Raw genomic sequence first — 16,869 nt, 5'->3', positions numbered from 1 at the left:
TAAACATGAAAAACCCCGAGTCTTGGTTCGGCTCGGGACTTTCCATGTCCTGATTCTGTATCAACAGTTTACTCAGTACAATTGCAAAATAGTGCAAATATTTATAAAGTTCACAAAAAGTTCACAAATTATTTTTCTTCCGGAAGCAGACCTGTTTTCAATTCATCGGATGAACGTTCCCAGAGCCCTTGGTCATGCTTCTGCAGATATTCAGCAAGCACCTGCTTTGAGCTGGCGTCCATTTTGTCCACGATAATGCAGCGTTTCATTGATTTATCCATTAAATTCACATGCTCCGGCAATGACTTATAGCCTCTGCGGATACTTCTGTCCACGGTCATTTCACAAGCCGTCACACCCGCGTAATAAGGGCCTTCTTCTTTTCTGTCGATGGTGACCCACACGAGCCAGTACGGTTTTCCGTTCGGCACTTCATCTTTGTTCGGCAGGAATTTGATGCCTTTTTCAACGACACTGCGGGCATGCATGGCGCCGATGTCAACGAAGGCTTCCTTCTCTTCCACATCGACAAATACCGGAGAAATATTGTCAAGGCTCAGCGCCCCGGCGCCAAAACCGCCATGTCCGTCGGTCGGATCACTTTTAATAATATTAAATCCGATTGTTTTCTTCTTTTTTTCTTCCATGAAAATACCCTCCTACAAAAGCGGTTGAAATATAATGGCAAATACCTTGAGAATCCAGTCTCTCCCCTCGCTTAACAGCGGCCACACGACATAGGAGCCGACCGGTGTCACAAACAGCACGAGAAACACGATAATCCCGTAGCTCTCAAACTGAGTCATTTTGGCGCGCACCCCCGGCGGCACGAGATCCTCAATAATCCGGTAGCCGTCAAGCGGAGGAAGCGGCAGCAGGTTGAATAAACACAGCGCGAGATTCAGCTGAATCCAAATAGAGAAAAAGCGGTCAAGCCCCATGCTGAATGCAGAAAGCAGCTCCATTCCGTAAGCATGCATCAACACTAGCAAAAAGAAACCGATAAAGGCAAGAAGCAGGTTGCTTACAGGCCCGGCGACGGAAACCAGCACTCCCGCCAGCCGCGGTCTTTTAAAGGCGCGGCGGTTCACCGGCACCGGACGGGCCCAGCCGAAACCCGCGACCAAAATTAGAATCGTTCCGAAAACATCAAGATGTTTAATCGGATTGAGCGTTAATCTGCCCTGTCTCGCCGCGGTATCGTCTCCGAACCGATACGCGACATACGCGTGCGCCAGTTCATGCATCGTAAATGCCACAATCAGCGTAATCACGACATAGGGCATAAGCTCCAGCGGATAATATAAAAATCTGTCCAAATGTAAAAATCCCCTTTTTTAAAAAATGCAAGATTGTCCTTCATTCAGTATACTATAAGTGACCTCTCTTCCAAAGAGAGGAAACGATAAAGGAGGATCAGCACCATGCCGCTCGTAACCGTTAAAATGCTTGAAGGCCGCACAGATGAACAAAAACGGAATCTGGTTGAAAAAGTGACAGAAGCCGTAAAAGAAACGACAGGCGCAGCCGAAGAAAAGATCATTGTCATGATTGAAGAAATGAGAAAGGATCATTACGCCGTCGCCGGCAAACGGATCAGCGATACGGAGTAATCCTTGATAACGGCCGGCGCTGCTATGTCAGGCCGGCTTATTTCATTACTTTTTCAACGAGGCTGAAAAAGGTATTCTTTTCTTCTTCTGTTAATGCCTCGAACAGCTCGTCAATGAGCATCTGCCGGTTTTCAATCATTTGCATGGCCGCCATTTTTCCCGATTCGGAAAGCGTCATCCATACCGTGCGTCGGTCTTCGTTATTTCTCGACCTTTCCACGAAACCCTCTTTTTCTAAGTGATTCAGAGCGGTTGTCGTGGCTGAAGGCGATAATGTGACTTCCTGCAATATATCTTTAATCGTGCACGTGCCATGTCGGTAAATAATCCTGAGAATAAATCCTCTGATATTGTTTATACTCTTCGGAATTGTCGCCTCATCAAGCTTTTTCGTGCTCTTTAAATATTTCGTGAGCGCGTAATCCAGTACATTTGCTTGCAATATATCGTGCTTCATGCAGAAACTCCCCATTTCAAGATGCATCCATCATCATTGTTTGTTTTTTATTACATTTTACTGATACCTTACGGAGAAAGTCAAAATTCCCGCCGGAAAGCCCACAACTTTTATCCTGCCCTATACAGACTATTATCTCCTGCTTTTTTACCCATCCATTTTATGCAATGCTGGTTTTATAGACATGATTCAGGTAAAATCATTAAGGGTGACTGCGTTTGACGGAAAGGATAATCTGATCGGATGCGGCAGACAATATGACTGGAAAAGAAACGGAACAGACGGGGAAACAGAACACAGGATTGTCGATTACACAGAAGATGTGACACGGGTAAAAGCCAAAGAGGCCCTCTTGGCTTTTACTTTTGGATGGAGGGATGCGTGTTGCGGAATATCCTACAAAAAAAAGACATCACCCAGCTGCTTGAACAAAGCAGAAACAGGCAGACTGCCAAAACGATGGGTGGATTTGATTTAACATTACTGGGCATCGGCGCCGTCATCGGGACGGGCGTCATGGTTCTTACAGGCATTACGGCCGCGAAAAACGCCGGGCCTTCCGTAATCTTTTCTTTTATCATTGCAGCCGTTGTCTGCAGCCTTGCAGCATTATGTTACGCCGAAATCGCTTCTGTTCTCCCGGTTTACGGAAGTGCCTATATTTACTCTTACACTACCATGGGAGAAATTGTCGGCCATTTAATGGGCTGGACGCTCTTATCCGTTTATATGGTGACGGCGTCGGCGGTGGCAAGCGGCTGGTCAAGTTATTTTAATAATCTGTTAGCCGAAATCGGCATGCCTTTGCCGGACAGTCTGCTGCACGTGCCGAGCCAGGGGGGCATCGTCAACCTTCCTGCCATCATCATTACTCTATTAATTGCCGTCGTTCTGTCACGCGGCTCCAAGGAGAGCAAAACCTTTAATAATATAATGGTTCTCGTAAAAATCGGAATTGTTTTGCTGTTTATCATCACAGGAAGCTTTTTTGTAAAGCCGGGCAATTGGCATCCTTTTATGCCTTTTGGAATCAAAGGCGTCATTACGGGGGCTTCTGCCGTCTTTTTTGCGTTTCTCGGATTTGACGCGATTTCCGCTTCGGCTGAAGAAGTCAAAAAACCGCAGCGCAACCTGCCGATCGGTATTATCGGTTCACTGGTGATCTGTACATTGGTATACGTCATCGTCTGTCTCGTCATGACGGGGATGGTCCCGTATTCACAGCTTAATGTGCCGGAAGCCATGTCTTATGTGTTGCAGTCTGTCGGACAAAACGCGGTGGCGGGCGTTATCGCTGCCGGTGCGGTGATCGGACTGATGGCCGTCGTTCTCGCCCATACCTATGCGGCGACCCGTATATCTTTTGCGATGGCAAGAGACGGAATGCTGCCGAAAGTCTTTACCATTGTCGGAAAGAAATCGGGAGCGCCGATCTTTAATACGTGGCTGATCGGACTGATCAGCGCCTGCATCGCGGGTTTTGTAGATCTGAAAGAGCTGTCGGATCTCTCAAACATCGGCGCGCTATTGACATTTGCCATGGTCAGTCTGTCCGTGCTGATTCTGCGCCGCACCCATAAGGATCTGCCGCGGGGATTTAAAGTGCCTTTTGTACCCGTACTGCCGATTTTGGCCATTATCTGCTGTTTGTTTTTAATGGTCAATCTGCCGCTGAAAACGTGGCTTTATTTTGCCGTCTGGCTGATCATCGGCGTCATCGTTTACTTTTTATATTCGTACAAGCACAGCAAATTGAGACAATAAACAAAACCAGGCCCGCTTTATGTGCGGCCTGGTTTTTTCATCAAAAAAGACGAAAGCCATCGCCTTTAACAAATGTGTTTCAGCTCTTCTATGTAGTGAAGCGCCTCATCATATTCTTCATCCGTATATTTCTGTTTGCTTTTTATCGTAAACACTTTCTCTTTCTTTTCCTCAGCTTCAAGGCCGTCAAAATACAAAATCGTAGACACCAGCTCCAAAAACCGGGATGAGCGGCTGTTGACGCTGTCGATGTACTTCTTCATATCCGGCATCGTAAGCTCCGCATGATGTAAAAACTCGGCTCCCGTCTCCGTCAGCGAGTACCGGTATTGAAAGTAGCCGCCCTTTTTTTCCTTCACCTCATCCAGAAACCCAAGATTGCACAGCTCTTCAATTCGAAGCGTCAGTTCTTCGGAATACGGGCCGTAAAAATGAAAATCATATTTTTCGTAGAAAGGATACTGCATTTTCTTCGCGATATAAATGATTTTCTGCAGCTTTTTCCGCCCGATGATTTCTCCAGAATCCGAGAACACCTTCATCAGTTTTGCATGTTCTTTCAACAAATTCCCGACATCTCCTTTTCCTTCTTTACCAAAATCCTTCTATGTCAGTCCCAGCAGCTGCCGGATTTTTAATTTTGCTTCAGGGTTTTCTGAATCGTCGCAAATGAGGTCCATCGGATAGTAGAGCTTATGGTCCGTCCGGCGTTTGCCCGAAATGGATTCGACAATGGCGGACTGCCTGGACAGCTCTTTGATCTGGCCGTTCTGCGTTAACAGGTGAATCGGCAGACGCTCCTCCTCTTCACCCGGCCGGTAAAAATCATACGGCAGATCCGATGAAGAATCGACCACTAAATAGTAATTGGGATCAATTCCCGCCTCTTTAAACAGAGCGGTCAGTTCAAAATAAGCCGACATTTCCTCATTGGGGTTAAATTCGGCATATTGAAACAGCTGGCGGTTAATGAAGCGGCGGCACAAGTCGGACAGAATCGGGTCCTCTTCTTCTTCCCAAGCCTGGAAATAATATAAAATGATGGCTTCATCAAGCTTCAGATAATCCGCAAGCGTCAGCTTCCCTTCAAAAATGGAATAAAAATGAACGGGAGCATGAGTGAATATATACCCTTCTTCATGGAGCTGCTTCGCACGGTGGAGAATTTTCGTCAATATGACTTCAGCGCTTCTCGTCACGGGATGAAAATACACCTGCCAGTACATTTGATAGCGGCTCATAATATAGTCTTCGACGGCGTGCATGCCGCTTTGCTTAATGACGATTTGGTCCTCTCGCGGACGCATCACCCTTAAAATCCGTTCCATATCAAAATGTCCGTAGCTGACGCCCGTATAGTATGCGTCCCGCTGAAGGTAATCCATCCTGTCGGCGTCAATCTGGCTCGAAATCAGGCTGACCACCTGTTTGTTTTTGTATGTTTTGGCAATGACTTCGGCAACATCCTGCGGAAATCCCGGTCCCGCCTTTCTGAGAACCTGATTCACCTCGGTGTCGCCGAGAATGATTTCCCTCGTATAGTCTTCATGATCCAGATGAAAAACCTTTTCAAAGGAATGCGAAAACGGCCCATGTCCCAAATCGTGCAAAAGCGCGGCGCTGAGACAGAGTTCGCGTTCATTGTCATCCCATTCAGGACGCCCTTTAAAAACATCATCAACCATTCGTCTGACAATCTCATAGACGCCGAGAGAATGGTTAAAACGGCTGTGTTCCGCGCCGTGAAACGTCAAATACGTCGTACCGAGCTGTTTGATCCGGCGCAGCCGCTGAAATTCACGGGTGCCGATCAAATCCCAGATCAGCTTGTCCCGCACATGAACATAGCGGTGAACGGGATCTTTAAACACTTTTTCTTCTGATAATTTTCCGTTTGGATACGCCATCGTCATTCCCTCTTTTTTTTAGCCGTGATTCTATTATATCGGCTCTGTAATTTGAAAACATCCTTGAATTTGTCCGGCGTTTTGTTCCAGTTTTCCGTCATTGATTTTTTGAAGCAAAAAAGCCTGACCCATCGGGCGAGGCTGTCGTAAAATACACATTTACTTTTTGATCTTCTTTTTCACTTTCTCAATCAGCTCATCCTCAGTCGGCGCCGACAGCGGGCGGTTGTTTACGAAAGCAAACGATTTTTTGCGTCCGGGCCCGCAATATGACTGACATCCGACCTCCACTTTTGCATCCGGGTCAGCTTCTTTCAAACGCGGCAGCAAAGTCTTAATATTGGTGGCCTGGCAATCATCACACACTCGGAATTCATTAGCCATGATGTACGCTTCCCTTCATTCAATGTTCCTCTATGTTAAATCTTAATTTTAAAAACGAAAAAAATCACATCACATCTCATTGTACAAGGATTCATCTTATCCTGCAAGGCTCTGCGTATCTCTCATTCTTTCAGCCAATTTGTATAAATATTTTCCAATCTGGACATTCTAATACCATCAAAGATATTGGGGGTTGAGAACATTGACAAAACAAAGACAGGACGCCTGGTCGGAGGAAAATGACCTGCTGCTTGCGGAAACCGTGCTTCGGCACGTTCGGGAAGGAAGCACGCAGCTGAACGCCTTTGAAGAGGTAGGCGATAAATTAAACAGAACGTCGGCAGCGTGCGGTTTCAGATGGAATGCCGTCGTCCGCCATCAATACGAAAAAGCGCTTCAGCTCGCCAAAAAACAGCGCAAACAGCGGATGCGCGCGCTCGGAAACGGCCAGCCGGCAAAGAAGAAACTATTATATCAGCCGCCTGCGCCGGATGCGGACATCATGCAGGAAACCGCAGCCGAAGAGACGGTTCAAACGGAAGCGCCAAAAGAGGATCGGCAAGCCGTCATGTCCGGCGAACATATGCCTTATGTCGATGAAAGCTTCAAGGAAGAGTTAGCTAGTTTATCACATTTGCTGGCGCCTCAGCAGCCGAGCCAAAAGGCGGAGCTTACAATGGCAGACGTCATTCAATTTCTGCAGAGCTATGAAGGAAGCGGAAAGCAAACTTCCGCCCTGCAAATGGAAAATGACCGTTTAAAACGGGAAAACCAAGAACTTCAGTCTAAAACCGAGCAGCTGGAAGCGGCCGTCGAAAAGCTTGAAAAAGATCAAAAAACCATTCAGGAAGACTACGAAACCTTGGTGAAAATTATGAACAGAGCCAGAAAACTAGTTTTATTTGAAGACGACGAACATGCCTCTCCGTCCTTTAAAATGGACCGGAACGGCAATTTAGAAAAAATGGCCGAATAACGAAAAAACCCCTTTCCTTGTCATGGAAAAAGGGGTTTTTACCATTTGTCAATGACGCGCATCCTGATCTATATTAATGTAAACATTGTTCAGGAGGCCTTCTTCCCGCAAGGGCTGCGCATCTCGGTCCCCGCCCGCACATAAGCATAAAGCTTCAATTCCTCACCCCAAATGGTTCTTGGGAATTATTGATCGATTAGCTACTGTGCAATACACTGTATAGAGAATACAATTATTAGATATGATGGGAATGATAGTAAATGAGTAGCCAATTACGAAAAGGAGCGTTGGAACTTTGTGTGTTGTCCCTGCTTCTTTATGAAGATTTATATGGTTATGAATTAATCAAGATCATAAGTGAAACGTTCCCTGTATCGGAGGGCACCATCTACCCCATATTACGAAGACTCACAAAAAATAACTACCTAAAAACGTATACAGCAGCTTCCGATCAAGGCCCGTCACGCAAATATTACAAAGTAACAGAAGAAGGCGCCTTATATCATCACACATTAAAATCGGAATGGCTTGACCTGTCCGAAAAAGTGAACAGCATCATTAAGGAGGGAAAATGAATGTGTAAAGACCAATATTTAAAATATCTCCGGCGGGAAATAAAAGATCTGCCGGAACTTGAGCAAAAAGAGATACTCGCCGATATCGGCGAAATATTCCAAATGGGCGGCGCTGAAGGAAAAAGCGATGAACAAATCGCCGGCAATTTAGGAAATCCCAAAACACTTGCGCGCGCCTTAAAAGCGGATATTTTCATCAGTGATGCCGAGGAGCAGAAAACATGGCGCTCCTTTTTCAAAGCATTCGGCCTGATGCTGGGGATGGGCATGTTCAACTTCATGTTTATGCTGACACCGTTTCTTTTTGCCTCTGTTGCGGTGTTAAGTTTGATGGCGATCGGCCTGATGCTGATGACCGGATCATTCTTTCTCCTTGTAAAAGTGCCGATTATAACAGCCATTTTTAACGGGTGTATGGTTCTTGGAGCGGGTATGGCGGTGTTTATGGCCGGATTTGATCTTTCGAAACTGATATTCCGCATCTTTTTGCGCTATTTCAAATGGAATGTCAGCGTTGTAAGGAGGGAAACCATTGAATCGAAAAATGTGGTATAGCATTGCTCTCATTTTAATCGCTGCCGGCCTGATCGGAAGCATGTTCTTCGGTTTTGACGGCTTTTACCCTAAATCATAAGGAAGGTGTGCAAATATCATGACTGAACCAGCCCTGATATTAAAAGATGTCTCCAAAACAATCAATCATACCCCTATTGTACAGTCAATTTCTTTCGATGTGAGAAAAGGCGAGATATTCGGCCTTTTAGGGCCGAACGGCTCAGGAAAAACCACTATTTTCAGAATGATCGTACAGCTTATTAAAAAAACAGAAGGAGCCATTTCATTCAGAGGCAGACCGGACAGCGACTTTGAATATTTTATGAGACATATCGGGGTTATCATTGAAGGCCCGGATATGTATCCGAATATGACCGCTTTGCAAAACCTAAAATATTTTACTAAACTGCGCAGCACCTCGCTGCGAACGGATGACCTTATGAATACCCTTGCAAAAGTCGGACTAGAGCAGGCTGCCCGCAAAAAAGTGAAACATTTCTCATTAGGCATGAAACAGCGCTTGGGGCTCGCTTATTCTCTTCTTCACAATCCCGGATTATTAATTCTGGATGAACCGATGAACGGCCTCGATCCTAAAGGAATGAAAGAATTGCGCACCATTCTTTCCGATTTAGCGAAGCAAGGGGTTTCCATTTTATTATCAAGCCATTTATTGTCGGAAATGGAGGAGATTTGCGATAGGGTTGCCTATATTAAAAAGGGACGGATTTTAGGAATTGAAGACATGAAGAACAGACATGACCTTGGTCAGAAAAAGCTGTTTACCGTCACGGTCGATCATCCGGCAAGGGCGAAAGAAATATTAGAGCAGGACGGTATTCTTCAAGTACAGCAAAAAGACAGCCGCATCATTGAATTGGAAGCGGAAGAAGATACCATCCCGTATGTCATTAAATCTTTGGCAGAGAAAGAGATTCTGATTTCCCGCGTTTCTGCAAGAACTTTGTCATTGGAAGAGAAATACATGATGATTACAGATCAGGAGGACGCGGTATGAGCATATTTCATCTGGCGCAGAACGAATTCATAAAAATAACCCGAAAAAAAGGCACACTTTTATCTCTTTTTTTCCTGTTTCTCATCGTTTTGCTGGCCGGCCTTATTATGAATCATGAGTTAGATGCTTCCTCGGATAACAATTGGAAAGAACGGCTTCTCGCCGAAAAAAAACAGGAAGAAATTGATAAACCCGCTGAAACGACAGGCGTTTATTATTCTGCTGATGTTAAGAATAAAGACTATTATTTGGAGCATAACATCAACCCTTATGAATGGAACGGCTGGAGGTTTTTCGGCACGGTTACTTCAAACGGGCTTGAGATTTTCGTCAGCTTGACCGCGATTTTAACCGTCAGCGGGGTTGTTTCTAAAGAGTTTGCCCTTGGGACGATTAAATTTATCGCTACAAGCCCGAACCGAAGATGGCGGATTTTAACATCGAAGTTTCTGGCCTCCCTTCTGTTTACCGGTATGATTTACTTATTTTACTGTGTGAGCTGCTTGCTGATCGGCGGCGTGTTATTCGGTTTTTCCAATGCTTCATATCCGCTCGTCTATACTCATTTAAATGACAGTCTGTATACTATCAGTTCAATAAAAGCATCCGGAATCATTCTGCTTTTGCGTTTCATATCAATTATTAGCATTGTCACCATTGCGTTCACTTTGTCAGTATTGTGCAAAAGCCAGGCGCTCTCCCTTTGCTTATCGATTTTACTGCTGTTTGCCGGCAGTATATTGGGCGGAACTGATTTGCTTGCCCAATTTACGTGGTATAAATTTACGCTCTTTCCGCATTTAAATCTCGTTGCTTATGTAAATAAAAGCGCGGGTGATGCGATTTCAACGTTAAACATCCCCTATTCCGTGACGGTTATAGCGATCTACTTTCTTATTTGTTTATTGATTTCTTTTTCCGTCTTTCAAAAGAGAGACATTACAGCATAGACAGAGAGGCGGCGGCATAATGAGCGGACGGCAGGAAATACTGCCGGTCCAGCAATTTGCCGCTGACCGCCCCTTGGTCCATCGCTAATGGATTCAAATAACCGAAGCTCCCGCTGCTTCGCTGCTGAAAGCGTAGAAATTCCCGCCCTTCCCGTATAAAAAGCGCCTCATCGAATCGGAGAAATTTCATAATGGCAGTGTATTTTGCAACGGCGTCAATGTGATACTTTCTGCACTCGGCTAACATTAAACCTGAAAAAGCAAAGTCTGATGTTTTGTACCATTCCGTGAGAAAAGGCTGCAATTCATTCATTTGCAAATAAGTGACGGCATAAAGGGCATCCGCCTGTTCTTGCTGGATGCCGCCCGGTGCCATGAGCAAATCGGCCTCACGTTTCATCCCGGTTTCTAAGAACACGATCAGTTCTTCCGGAGTCACCGCCCCAAAATAAGCCCCTAACACCATGAGGATCATAGAGGAGGGCTCTGATTTCAGTTCCTCTTGTAAACCGCGGGCCATTTGTTCAAGTCCGTTATGAAAAAAGATGCTTTTTGCGGCATCTATCCTGCGGTACACATGATACGCATACGCGAACAGGACCGGATGGCATTCGTGTGTTTTTTCTCCGAAATAACGGTCTAGGAATAGAATAACTTCTTCTGTATCCTTTCTGCTTTCAAAACGATGACATGCCGCTAAACCGCAAAACAGGTGCATGAGATCATCTGCTTCCATTTCTTCCGGCTGCAGCTGAATGTTCTTCCAAAAACCCAGCAGCCATTCTTCTGTTTTTTTTATATTAAAATGTTCCTTGACTATCTGCATGTTCCACACTCCAGATTCAGAATCTCAATCGCCGGCAGAAGAGCCGGAGCACAATGAATGGATGGATTCTCGTTATTTATATGATGAAGAGCCGCTTGACAGCCATAAAAAAATGGATCGATACACGATTGGATAAATAACATATTGCACAGCTGTTTCATTTTTCGGCTGCCGAGACAAAACACAAGCCATTTTTGAATGGACGCCTTCAAGCCGGGATGAAGCAGATGCTCTCCCTCATTCAAATGAAGAAGACAGCACTCGACAAACTCCAGCTCGTTTTCAGCTGTTCTTTTCCATGCGTCATGGAGCAAAGGCTGAAACATCGAATTCTTGTAAAAGCGCACTTTTTCATGGTCAGTTGACATTCCCAGCTCGCTCAGCAAACCGACGAATTCGGCGTATTTAAAATAAGGCCATTCTTTTTTTATAAGATAGCCGTTTTGCAATCCGTGACGTATGACCTGATCATCCGAATCCATTCCCTGCTTCTTTTTATAAGCTTTTGCCGTTAAATAGATATGAATCAACTCATTGACAATGGCCGTGTTACAGTGAAACAGATCTTCCCAGCATGACTTATCAACGAAAGCGGAGGCAATCCTTTCAGTATGTTCTTTTACAGCGGAAGAATGGCTCGTCTTCCTGTAGTACTTGCAGAAGCCGGCAAACAGCTGAATGCTCTTTTGATCCGGAAGCGATTGTTCAGCAAAAGATAATAAAAATTGATCTGTCTCTTCAGCTAATCTATTCAAGTTAATCGTTCCTTTCTGCTCTAAGACAGGCATGCGCGGCACCAGCGGCGACAAGTGTTGTATGATAGCAATGTTTGAACACATCTTCTCTTCGCTGTTCACCTGTCAAACCGGGTTTATGTTGATAGGTGATGCTCGGGACATTCCCCTCTTTCATTCGGCCCTGATAGATTTTATTCCAGGCTGCTTCATAGAGCGGTTTATGGTTGTCCTTATCCATGTTGATATGTAAAAAAGAGCTGCACATCAATAATTCGCTGGTAATATCTAAATTCTCAAGACAGATATAGATCCCGAGAAATTTCAGGACCTTTTCTTTTAAGGACGGCAGATGATACTCTTTATCCGTAAGCGAAGAACATCCCATGTCTGTTATATAAAAAATCGTATGAGTGATGCTGTACGCATCATGATCCGTCATATATGTATTTGGGATATCCTGACCAGCTGCTGTGCAGTGATATAAGTCAGAAAAATCCGTTATTTCTGAGGTTACGCCTGCTCTTTGCAGACTGTACTTCAGATCCATTTTCCGAAAGGGAACTTTAGCAAGGCTGCAATCAAAACGCGCTGCCGTGAATTTTTCCAGCTCCCATATCACCGAAGCCCGTGACGGGTGATCAGTCAAGGTAAGAAATTCACCCGCAATAGCCAATCCGGCGAGACCGTCCGGATCAAAATGAATAAATTCTTCAAGCTGATCATTACGGAGCCTTTCTGTAATAAACTCCGTTAAAACAGCAACTTCCTTATCATCTGCCTGATTTCTGATCAGGTAATTGGTAAGAAAAATGAGTTCTATAAATGTTTTAAGGCGCCACCTGAAATCATTCGCTACTTTATGATTCATATCAAAATAATGGATATTTTTAACAATCCATGACAGTGCTCCCCGCTTAATTTCTCTTATATACTCTTGTGTCACACTCTCACCGCCTCGTCTCAGATGTGTAGGCTCCAAACAGTGATTATCCTACTTTTGAGCGGCTAAATCAGAGAAATTCAAATTCGGGTTTTGATTGTCTTCTTGGCTCGGCACTACAAGCACCCACCCGCTCCAAGCGAAAGAATTGCCTGATTGTTCCGCATCTCCGGCTAACAAATGTGTCGGGATCGTGATTCTTTTTTCTTCTTTTATTTTTTTAAAGTTCATATCTCCATCTCCTTCAGTTTATAGAATTATTTGGAACCTACATAAATATATTAATCAAATAAGGTATATAATGTAAACTAGTTTTGATATAACGATTCTTTTTCACTATAACTAAATAGTATATAATTACCAAAAACAAAAAAGCCCGGACTTAGTCCAAGCTTTCCTGCGTGCCGAACACCTTCTCATTCCGTTCCAGCATTCGGGTCAGATTTTTTTCAAATACCATTTCCTCTTCCGGCGATAATCCGGCTGCATACAGGCGTCCGCTGAGTTCCTTCAGTTCAGTCAAAAGCGCCAGCATTAAGTCCTGCACGGTAATGTCCGTTTGCAGCAATTCGCTTAATGAAGCCATCGTTTCGGGCCGGATATCGGGATATACGCCTTTTGTATCGTTGCTTTTGTCTTTTAAAGCGGCTTGATAGAAACGTCTGATCAGATCGGCGCGTTCGCTTCCGCTTTTATCGGCGCAGAGGTAAATCTGAACCGCGGTTCCGCCCCGCAGGCGTCTTTGTGAGATTCCCGCGAATTTTCGGCCGCCGATGCTGAGATCATAGCTGCCCGGACAGTACGATCCTTTAATTTCATATGCTTCAATTTCGGCATGGTGCGGACGCAGCATCCTCCGCACCAGTTCTGTCATCGCCTCGTAGCCTCTGTCGATGTCGATGCCTTTTTTCTCGTCTTCAAAAATAAGCGAGATATTCAATACGCCTTCGTCCAGTACGACGGCGAGGCCTCCGGAATTGCGGACAATGACACGGTAGCCTTCGTCCTCCAGCAATTTCACGCCGTCCTCTAAAAACGGCAGGCGCGTGTCCTGAATGCCGAGCACGATCGTCCGGTGGTGCACCCAAGAGCGTGCCGTCGCAGGCGATTCCCCTTTGCCTACGGAGGCGCACAGCGTATCATCCATTGCGAATGACTGCTTCGCATCAAAATAAGGGCCGAGGCTGGATTGGTCAATGATTCTCCAGCTCGGCTGCATCAGTAAATCAATCGGTTGCTTTCCCATCTATATTAAATCCCTTTCGTCATAGGCTTTCCATGTATTTATTATATCACTCCGCTTGAGATGATTGAAATTGGCTTTTCAAAAGAGCGATGAAGATTTCTTTGTTTTTTGTGTTCTCCATAATGGAAGATTGGATGATAGACAGTTTCCGTTTTAAGGAGAATCCTTTTATCTCAAGCACGGAAATGCTGCCGTGAAGCAGATCCTTTTGCAGCACGCTTTTTGACAGAACGGAAAGACCCATTCCGCTGATCACGGCTTCTTTGACGCCCTGGTTGCTGCTGATCGTCATCATGGATTTCGGCCGCAGTCCGTTTGATTGAAGGACGTGGTCTAAATATTCCCTCGTTCCCGAACCCTTCTCCCTCGTCACCCACGCTTGATTTTGCAATTCGGCAGCCGGGATGTTTTTTCTGTCGGCGAGCGGGTGTCCGTTCGGTGCGGCAATGCACAATTCATCCTCCATAAACGGCTGAATGTCGAGCTCGTTTTTCCCCGTATGCCCTTCAATTAATCCGATATCGGCTTGAAGCATCCGAACCGCTTCGCTGACCTCCTCCGTGTTTCCGATCATGACGTCCAGGTTCAGCTCGGGATACTCGTTATGAAGCTTTGCGAGAAGCGGCGGCAGAATATATTCGCCGATGGTAAAGCTCGCGGCGATTTTGAGCTTCCCTTTGACATAATGATGATGGGCGTAAATTTCGGATTTCGCCTGTTCGTACAAAAAGACCATCTGCTTGGCGCGCTGATAGAGAATGTCCCCCGTCGGTGTAGTCGTAAAGTGCTTCGGAGAGCGGTTCAGCAAGGCGGTTTGAAATTCTTTCTCCAGGTTTTTAATGTGAAGGCTGACGCTCGGCTGAGAAATCATCAGCTTCTGCGCCGCCTTTGTAAAGTTTTTTTCTTCCACGACGGCAATGAATGTTTTCAGTTCCCCATAATACAAAAAGCATCGCCCCTAATCATTATTTTTCCTAATCGTTTAGATCATATAAATATATTTTACTAATGATTAAGACCGCAGTAAAGTGGAGTTATCAAGATAATGGGAAGTGACTGAGATGAAGATGGTAAAAGGTGTTTCAGTTACCGCAGGAATTGCGTTTGCGGCTTTCTATGTCAGCCGCCTGCCGTTTTTGCAAATGCTCGGAATGCTTGTCCTTGCAATGCTGATCGGCATGCTCTGGCGCGCCGTATTCGGACAGCGGGCGGCATTAGAGCCGGGGATCGCGTTCTCAAGCAAATACTTGCTGAAAGCAGGCATCATCCTGCTTGGCATGAGACTGAATCTGGCGGATATCTATCATGCGGGCTGGCACGTATTTGCAATTGCCGTCTGCTGTATGATGTTTGCGGGTGCCGTTGTATACGGACTGTCCCGGCTGTTCCGTATAGATCAGACACTCAGCACGCTGACAGCATGCGGCGGCGGCCGGCAGCGCCGGAGGAAAAGCAGCCGTCGAGATGGCGGTGATCGTCAAACTGACCCGGGTCGCGCTGCTCGTCCCGGCCGCATTCATGCTCGGAATGCGGGCGCGCCGCAGCGGAAAGTCAAAGACGGCTTCTGCCGCTTCGCTCCCCATCCCTTGGTTTATCTTCGGATTTCTCGGAATGAGCGCCATCCATACATCAGGCGTTATTTCAGCCTCGTTTTCCGCGTTTCTTGTTCAAGTGTCTTATGTTTTCATCGGCATGGCGATGGCGGGTCTCGGTTTGAAAGTCCATATATCGGCGTTTCGTCATAACGGCTGGCGGGCGCTCGCAGCAGGCTTGATCGGTTCTCTCTGTTTGTCCCTGTTCGGCTGGGCCGCAGTGACATTCTTTCTATAAAAAAATGCCGGCCCTCGTAAAGGCCGGCTTTTGCGGACTACAGCGCTTGAGCAGCCGTAATTAACGCAAGATTGTAGACGTCTTCCGCATTACATCCTCTGGAAAGATCGTTTACAGGCATATTTAATCCTTGCAGAATCGGTCCGACCGCTTCAAAGCCGCCTAAGCGCTGAGCGATTTTGTAGCCGATGTTTCCTGCTTCAAGGCTTGGGAATACAAATACATTCGCGTCTCCTTTAATGTCGGAGTCCGGCGCTTTTTTCTCCGCGACAGACGGCACAAATGCAGCGTCGAATTGGAATTCGCCGTCAAGCGTAAGCTCAGGCGCTTTTTCCTTCGCAATTTTCACGGCTTCAGCCACTTTGTCCGTCTCGTCTGATTTCGCCGATCCTTTTGTAGAGAAGCTGAGCATGGCAACGCGCGGGTCAATGTCAAACATTTGAGCCGTATTGGCGCTTTCAATGGCGATTTCGGCAAGGTCCTGGCTGTCAGGAGCAATGTTGATCGCGCAATCAGCGAACACATACTGCTCGTCACCGCGGGCCATGATGAAGACGCCTGATGTTTTTTTCACGCCTTCTTTTGTTTTGATGATTTGCAGTGCAGGGCGCACCGTATCAGCAGTAGAATGTGCAGCTCCGCTGACAAGTCCGTCTGCGAGACCTTTGTACACAAGCATCGTGCCGAAATAGTTTTCGTCCAGCAAAGCTTTGCGGGCCTGTTCTTCCGTCGCTTTGCCTTTGCGGCGTTCTACGAAAGCCTGAACGAGTTCTTCCATGCCTTCATATGTATGCGGGTCAAAAATGTCCACGCCGTCAAGCGTAAGATTTAATTCTTTCGCTTTTGCTTGAATGTCTTCTTTATTGCCGACTACGATCGGCTTTAATACCTTGTTGCCCGCCAAGTTGTTGACCGCAACCAGGATACGTTCGTCCAACCCTTCAGGAAATACGATTTTCACATCTTTTCCTGCGACTTTTTCTTGTACTCTTGTAAATAAATCTGCCACGATATACCCTCCTCTATGTTGACAAAAAACGCTTACTTTTACAGCATACTCTTCTTCCAGCTAAATTCAAATAACCAACTTC

20 protein-coding genes and 1 pseudogene are annotated in these 16,869 nt (G+C 45.8%); 8 read left to right on the top strand and 13 right to left on the bottom strand.

Going from position 1 to position 16,869, the window contains the following annotated elements:
- Window positions 1-128 precede the first annotated feature (128 nt).
- Both SB24_RS11370 and SB24_RS11365 read right to left on the bottom strand, forming a co-directional pair.
- The gene (locus tag SB24_RS11370; RefSeq protein WP_015418445.1) at window positions 129-647 is read right to left on the bottom strand and encodes a YwhD family protein; all 519 of its coding nucleotides are present in this window, start codon (window positions 645-647) and stop codon (window positions 129-131) included.
- A gap of 12 nt (window positions 648-659) precedes the next feature.
- Complete coding sequence (locus SB24_RS11365) at window positions 660-1,319, bottom strand: site-2 protease family protein (RefSeq protein WP_012118691.1); 660 nt, start codon at window positions 1,317-1,319, stop codon at window positions 660-662.
- A 105-nt stretch (window positions 1,320-1,424) separates the two neighbouring features.
- On the opposite strand from SB24_RS11365, the gene SB24_RS11360 reads away from it, so the two are divergent.
- Window positions 1,425-1,613, top strand: a complete 189-nt coding sequence (locus SB24_RS11360) for a 2-hydroxymuconate tautomerase (protein WP_003151042.1) — start codon at window positions 1,425-1,427, stop codon at window positions 1,611-1,613.
- 37 nt (window positions 1,614-1,650) lie between these two features.
- On the opposite strand, the gene SB24_RS11355 is transcribed toward SB24_RS11360, so the two are convergent.
- Entirely contained in the window at window positions 1,651-2,070 is a 420-nt protein-coding gene (locus SB24_RS11355) for a MarR family winged helix-turn-helix transcriptional regulator (protein WP_012118692.1), read from the bottom strand.
- Window positions 2,071-2,454: 384 nt separating this feature from the next.
- Here SB24_RS11355 and SB24_RS11350 point away from each other — a divergent pair, with 384 nt between their 5' ends.
- Window positions 2,455-3,834 carry an amino acid permease gene (locus SB24_RS11350; RefSeq protein ID WP_032865071.1) on the top strand — a complete coding sequence of 460 codons (1,380 nt, stop codon included), beginning with the start codon at window positions 2,455-2,457 and terminating at the stop codon, window positions 3,832-3,834.
- 65 nt (window positions 3,835-3,899) lie between these two features.
- Here the strand turns inward: SB24_RS11350 and SB24_RS11345 are convergent, their stop codons facing one another.
- The 3 genes from SB24_RS11345 to SB24_RS11335 all read right to left on the bottom strand — a co-directional run bounded on the left by SB24_RS11345 (window position 3,900) and on the right by SB24_RS11335 (window position 6,125).
- Complete coding sequence (locus tag SB24_RS11345) at window positions 3,900-4,400, bottom strand: YwgA family protein (protein WP_007407653.1); 501 nt, start codon at window positions 4,398-4,400, stop codon at window positions 3,900-3,902.
- Window positions 4,401-4,439: 39 nt separating this feature from the next.
- Window positions 4,440-5,741, bottom strand: coding sequence for an HD domain-containing protein (locus SB24_RS11340; protein WP_003151035.1), 1,302 nt, complete (start codon window positions 5,739-5,741; stop codon window positions 4,440-4,442).
- 159 nt (window positions 5,742-5,900) lie between these two features.
- Window positions 5,901-6,125 carry a YuzB family protein gene (locus tag SB24_RS11335; protein ID WP_003151034.1) on the bottom strand — a complete coding sequence of 75 codons (225 nt, stop codon included), beginning with the start codon at window positions 6,123-6,125 and terminating at the stop codon, window positions 5,901-5,903.
- A 202-nt stretch (window positions 6,126-6,327) separates the two neighbouring features.
- On the opposite strand from SB24_RS11335, the gene SB24_RS11330 reads away from it, so the two are divergent.
- The 5 genes from SB24_RS11330 (at window position 6,328) to SB24_RS11310 (ending at window position 10,199) form a co-directional block, all read left to right on the top strand.
- Window positions 6,328-7,101, top strand: a complete 774-nt coding sequence (locus tag SB24_RS11330; protein ID WP_012118695.1) for an RsfA family transcriptional regulator — start codon at window positions 6,328-6,330, stop codon at window positions 7,099-7,101.
- Between the two features lie 260 nt (window positions 7,102-7,361).
- Window positions 7,362-7,676, top strand: a complete 315-nt coding sequence (locus SB24_RS11325; protein ID WP_015418447.1) for a PadR family transcriptional regulator — start codon at window positions 7,362-7,364, stop codon at window positions 7,674-7,676.
- The gene (locus SB24_RS11320) at window positions 7,677-8,231 is read left to right on the top strand and encodes an HAAS signaling domain-containing protein (RefSeq protein WP_033574375.1); all 555 of its coding nucleotides are present in this window, start codon (window positions 7,677-7,679) and stop codon (window positions 8,229-8,231) included.
- 97 nt (window positions 8,232-8,328) lie between these two features.
- Window positions 8,329-9,249, top strand: a complete 921-nt coding sequence (locus SB24_RS11315; RefSeq protein ID WP_020957981.1) for an ATP-binding cassette domain-containing protein — start codon at window positions 8,329-8,331, stop codon at window positions 9,247-9,249.
- Window positions 9,246-10,199 carry an ABC transporter permease gene (locus SB24_RS11310; protein ID WP_014419138.1) on the top strand — a complete coding sequence of 318 codons (954 nt, stop codon included), beginning with the start codon at window positions 9,246-9,248 and terminating at the stop codon, window positions 10,197-10,199. Before SB24_RS11315 ends, SB24_RS11310 begins: the two co-directional genes overlap by 4 nt.
- Here the strand turns inward: SB24_RS11310 and SB24_RS11305 are convergent.
- From SB24_RS11305 to SB24_RS11280, 6 genes are all read right to left on the bottom strand, one after another.
- Window positions 10,189-11,025: a hypothetical protein gene (locus tag SB24_RS11305; RefSeq protein WP_039253442.1), complete on the bottom strand. Its 837-nt coding sequence runs from the start codon at window positions 11,023-11,025 to the stop codon at window positions 10,189-10,191. The two genes, SB24_RS11310 and SB24_RS11305, sit on opposite strands and share 11 nt — an antisense overlap.
- A complete protein-coding gene (locus tag SB24_RS11300; RefSeq protein WP_039253437.1) occupies window positions 11,016-11,813 on the bottom strand; it encodes a hypothetical protein in 798 nt (265 codons plus the stop codon). The genes SB24_RS11305 and SB24_RS11300 overlap by 10 nt, the downstream gene beginning before the upstream one ends.
- A complete protein-coding gene (locus SB24_RS11295; RefSeq protein ID WP_031378572.1) occupies window positions 11,782-12,705 on the bottom strand; it encodes a DUF6895 family protein in 924 nt (307 codons plus the stop codon). Before SB24_RS11295 ends, SB24_RS11300 begins: the two co-directional genes overlap by 32 nt.
- A gap of 48 nt (window positions 12,706-12,753) precedes the next feature.
- Complete coding sequence (locus SB24_RS11290; RefSeq protein ID WP_003151018.1) at window positions 12,754-12,933, bottom strand: hypothetical protein; 180 nt, start codon at window positions 12,931-12,933, stop codon at window positions 12,754-12,756.
- Between the two features lie 151 nt (window positions 12,934-13,084).
- A complete protein-coding gene (locus SB24_RS11285; protein ID WP_007407665.1) occupies window positions 13,085-13,948 on the bottom strand; it encodes an octanoyl-[GcvH]:protein N-octanoyltransferase in 864 nt (287 codons plus the stop codon).
- Between the two features lie 46 nt (window positions 13,949-13,994).
- Complete coding sequence (locus SB24_RS11280) at window positions 13,995-14,894, bottom strand: cysJI operon transcriptional regulator CysL (protein WP_039253434.1); 900 nt, start codon at window positions 14,892-14,894, stop codon at window positions 13,995-13,997.
- 115 nt (window positions 14,895-15,009) lie between these two features.
- On the opposite strand from SB24_RS11280, the pseudogene SB24_RS11275 reads away from it, so the two are divergent.
- A pseudogene (locus SB24_RS11275) lies at window positions 15,010-15,778 on the top strand (YeiH family protein).
- Window positions 15,779-15,815: 37 nt separating this feature from the next.
- Here SB24_RS11275 and pta read toward each other — a convergent pair.
- Entirely contained in the window at window positions 15,816-16,787 is a 972-nt protein-coding gene (gene pta / locus SB24_RS11270) for a phosphate acetyltransferase (protein ID WP_039253431.1), read from the bottom strand.
- Between the last annotated feature and the right edge of the window lie 82 nt (window positions 16,788-16,869).

Origin of the sequence: Bacillus sp. Pc3 (assembly GCF_000815145.1) — a bacterium.
Lineage (GTDB): Bacteria > Bacillota > Bacilli > Bacillales > Bacillaceae > Bacillus > Bacillus velezensis.
The sequence above is the reverse complement of the archived record's forward strand: the minus strand, read 5'-3'. Positions and strand labels throughout refer to the sequence as shown.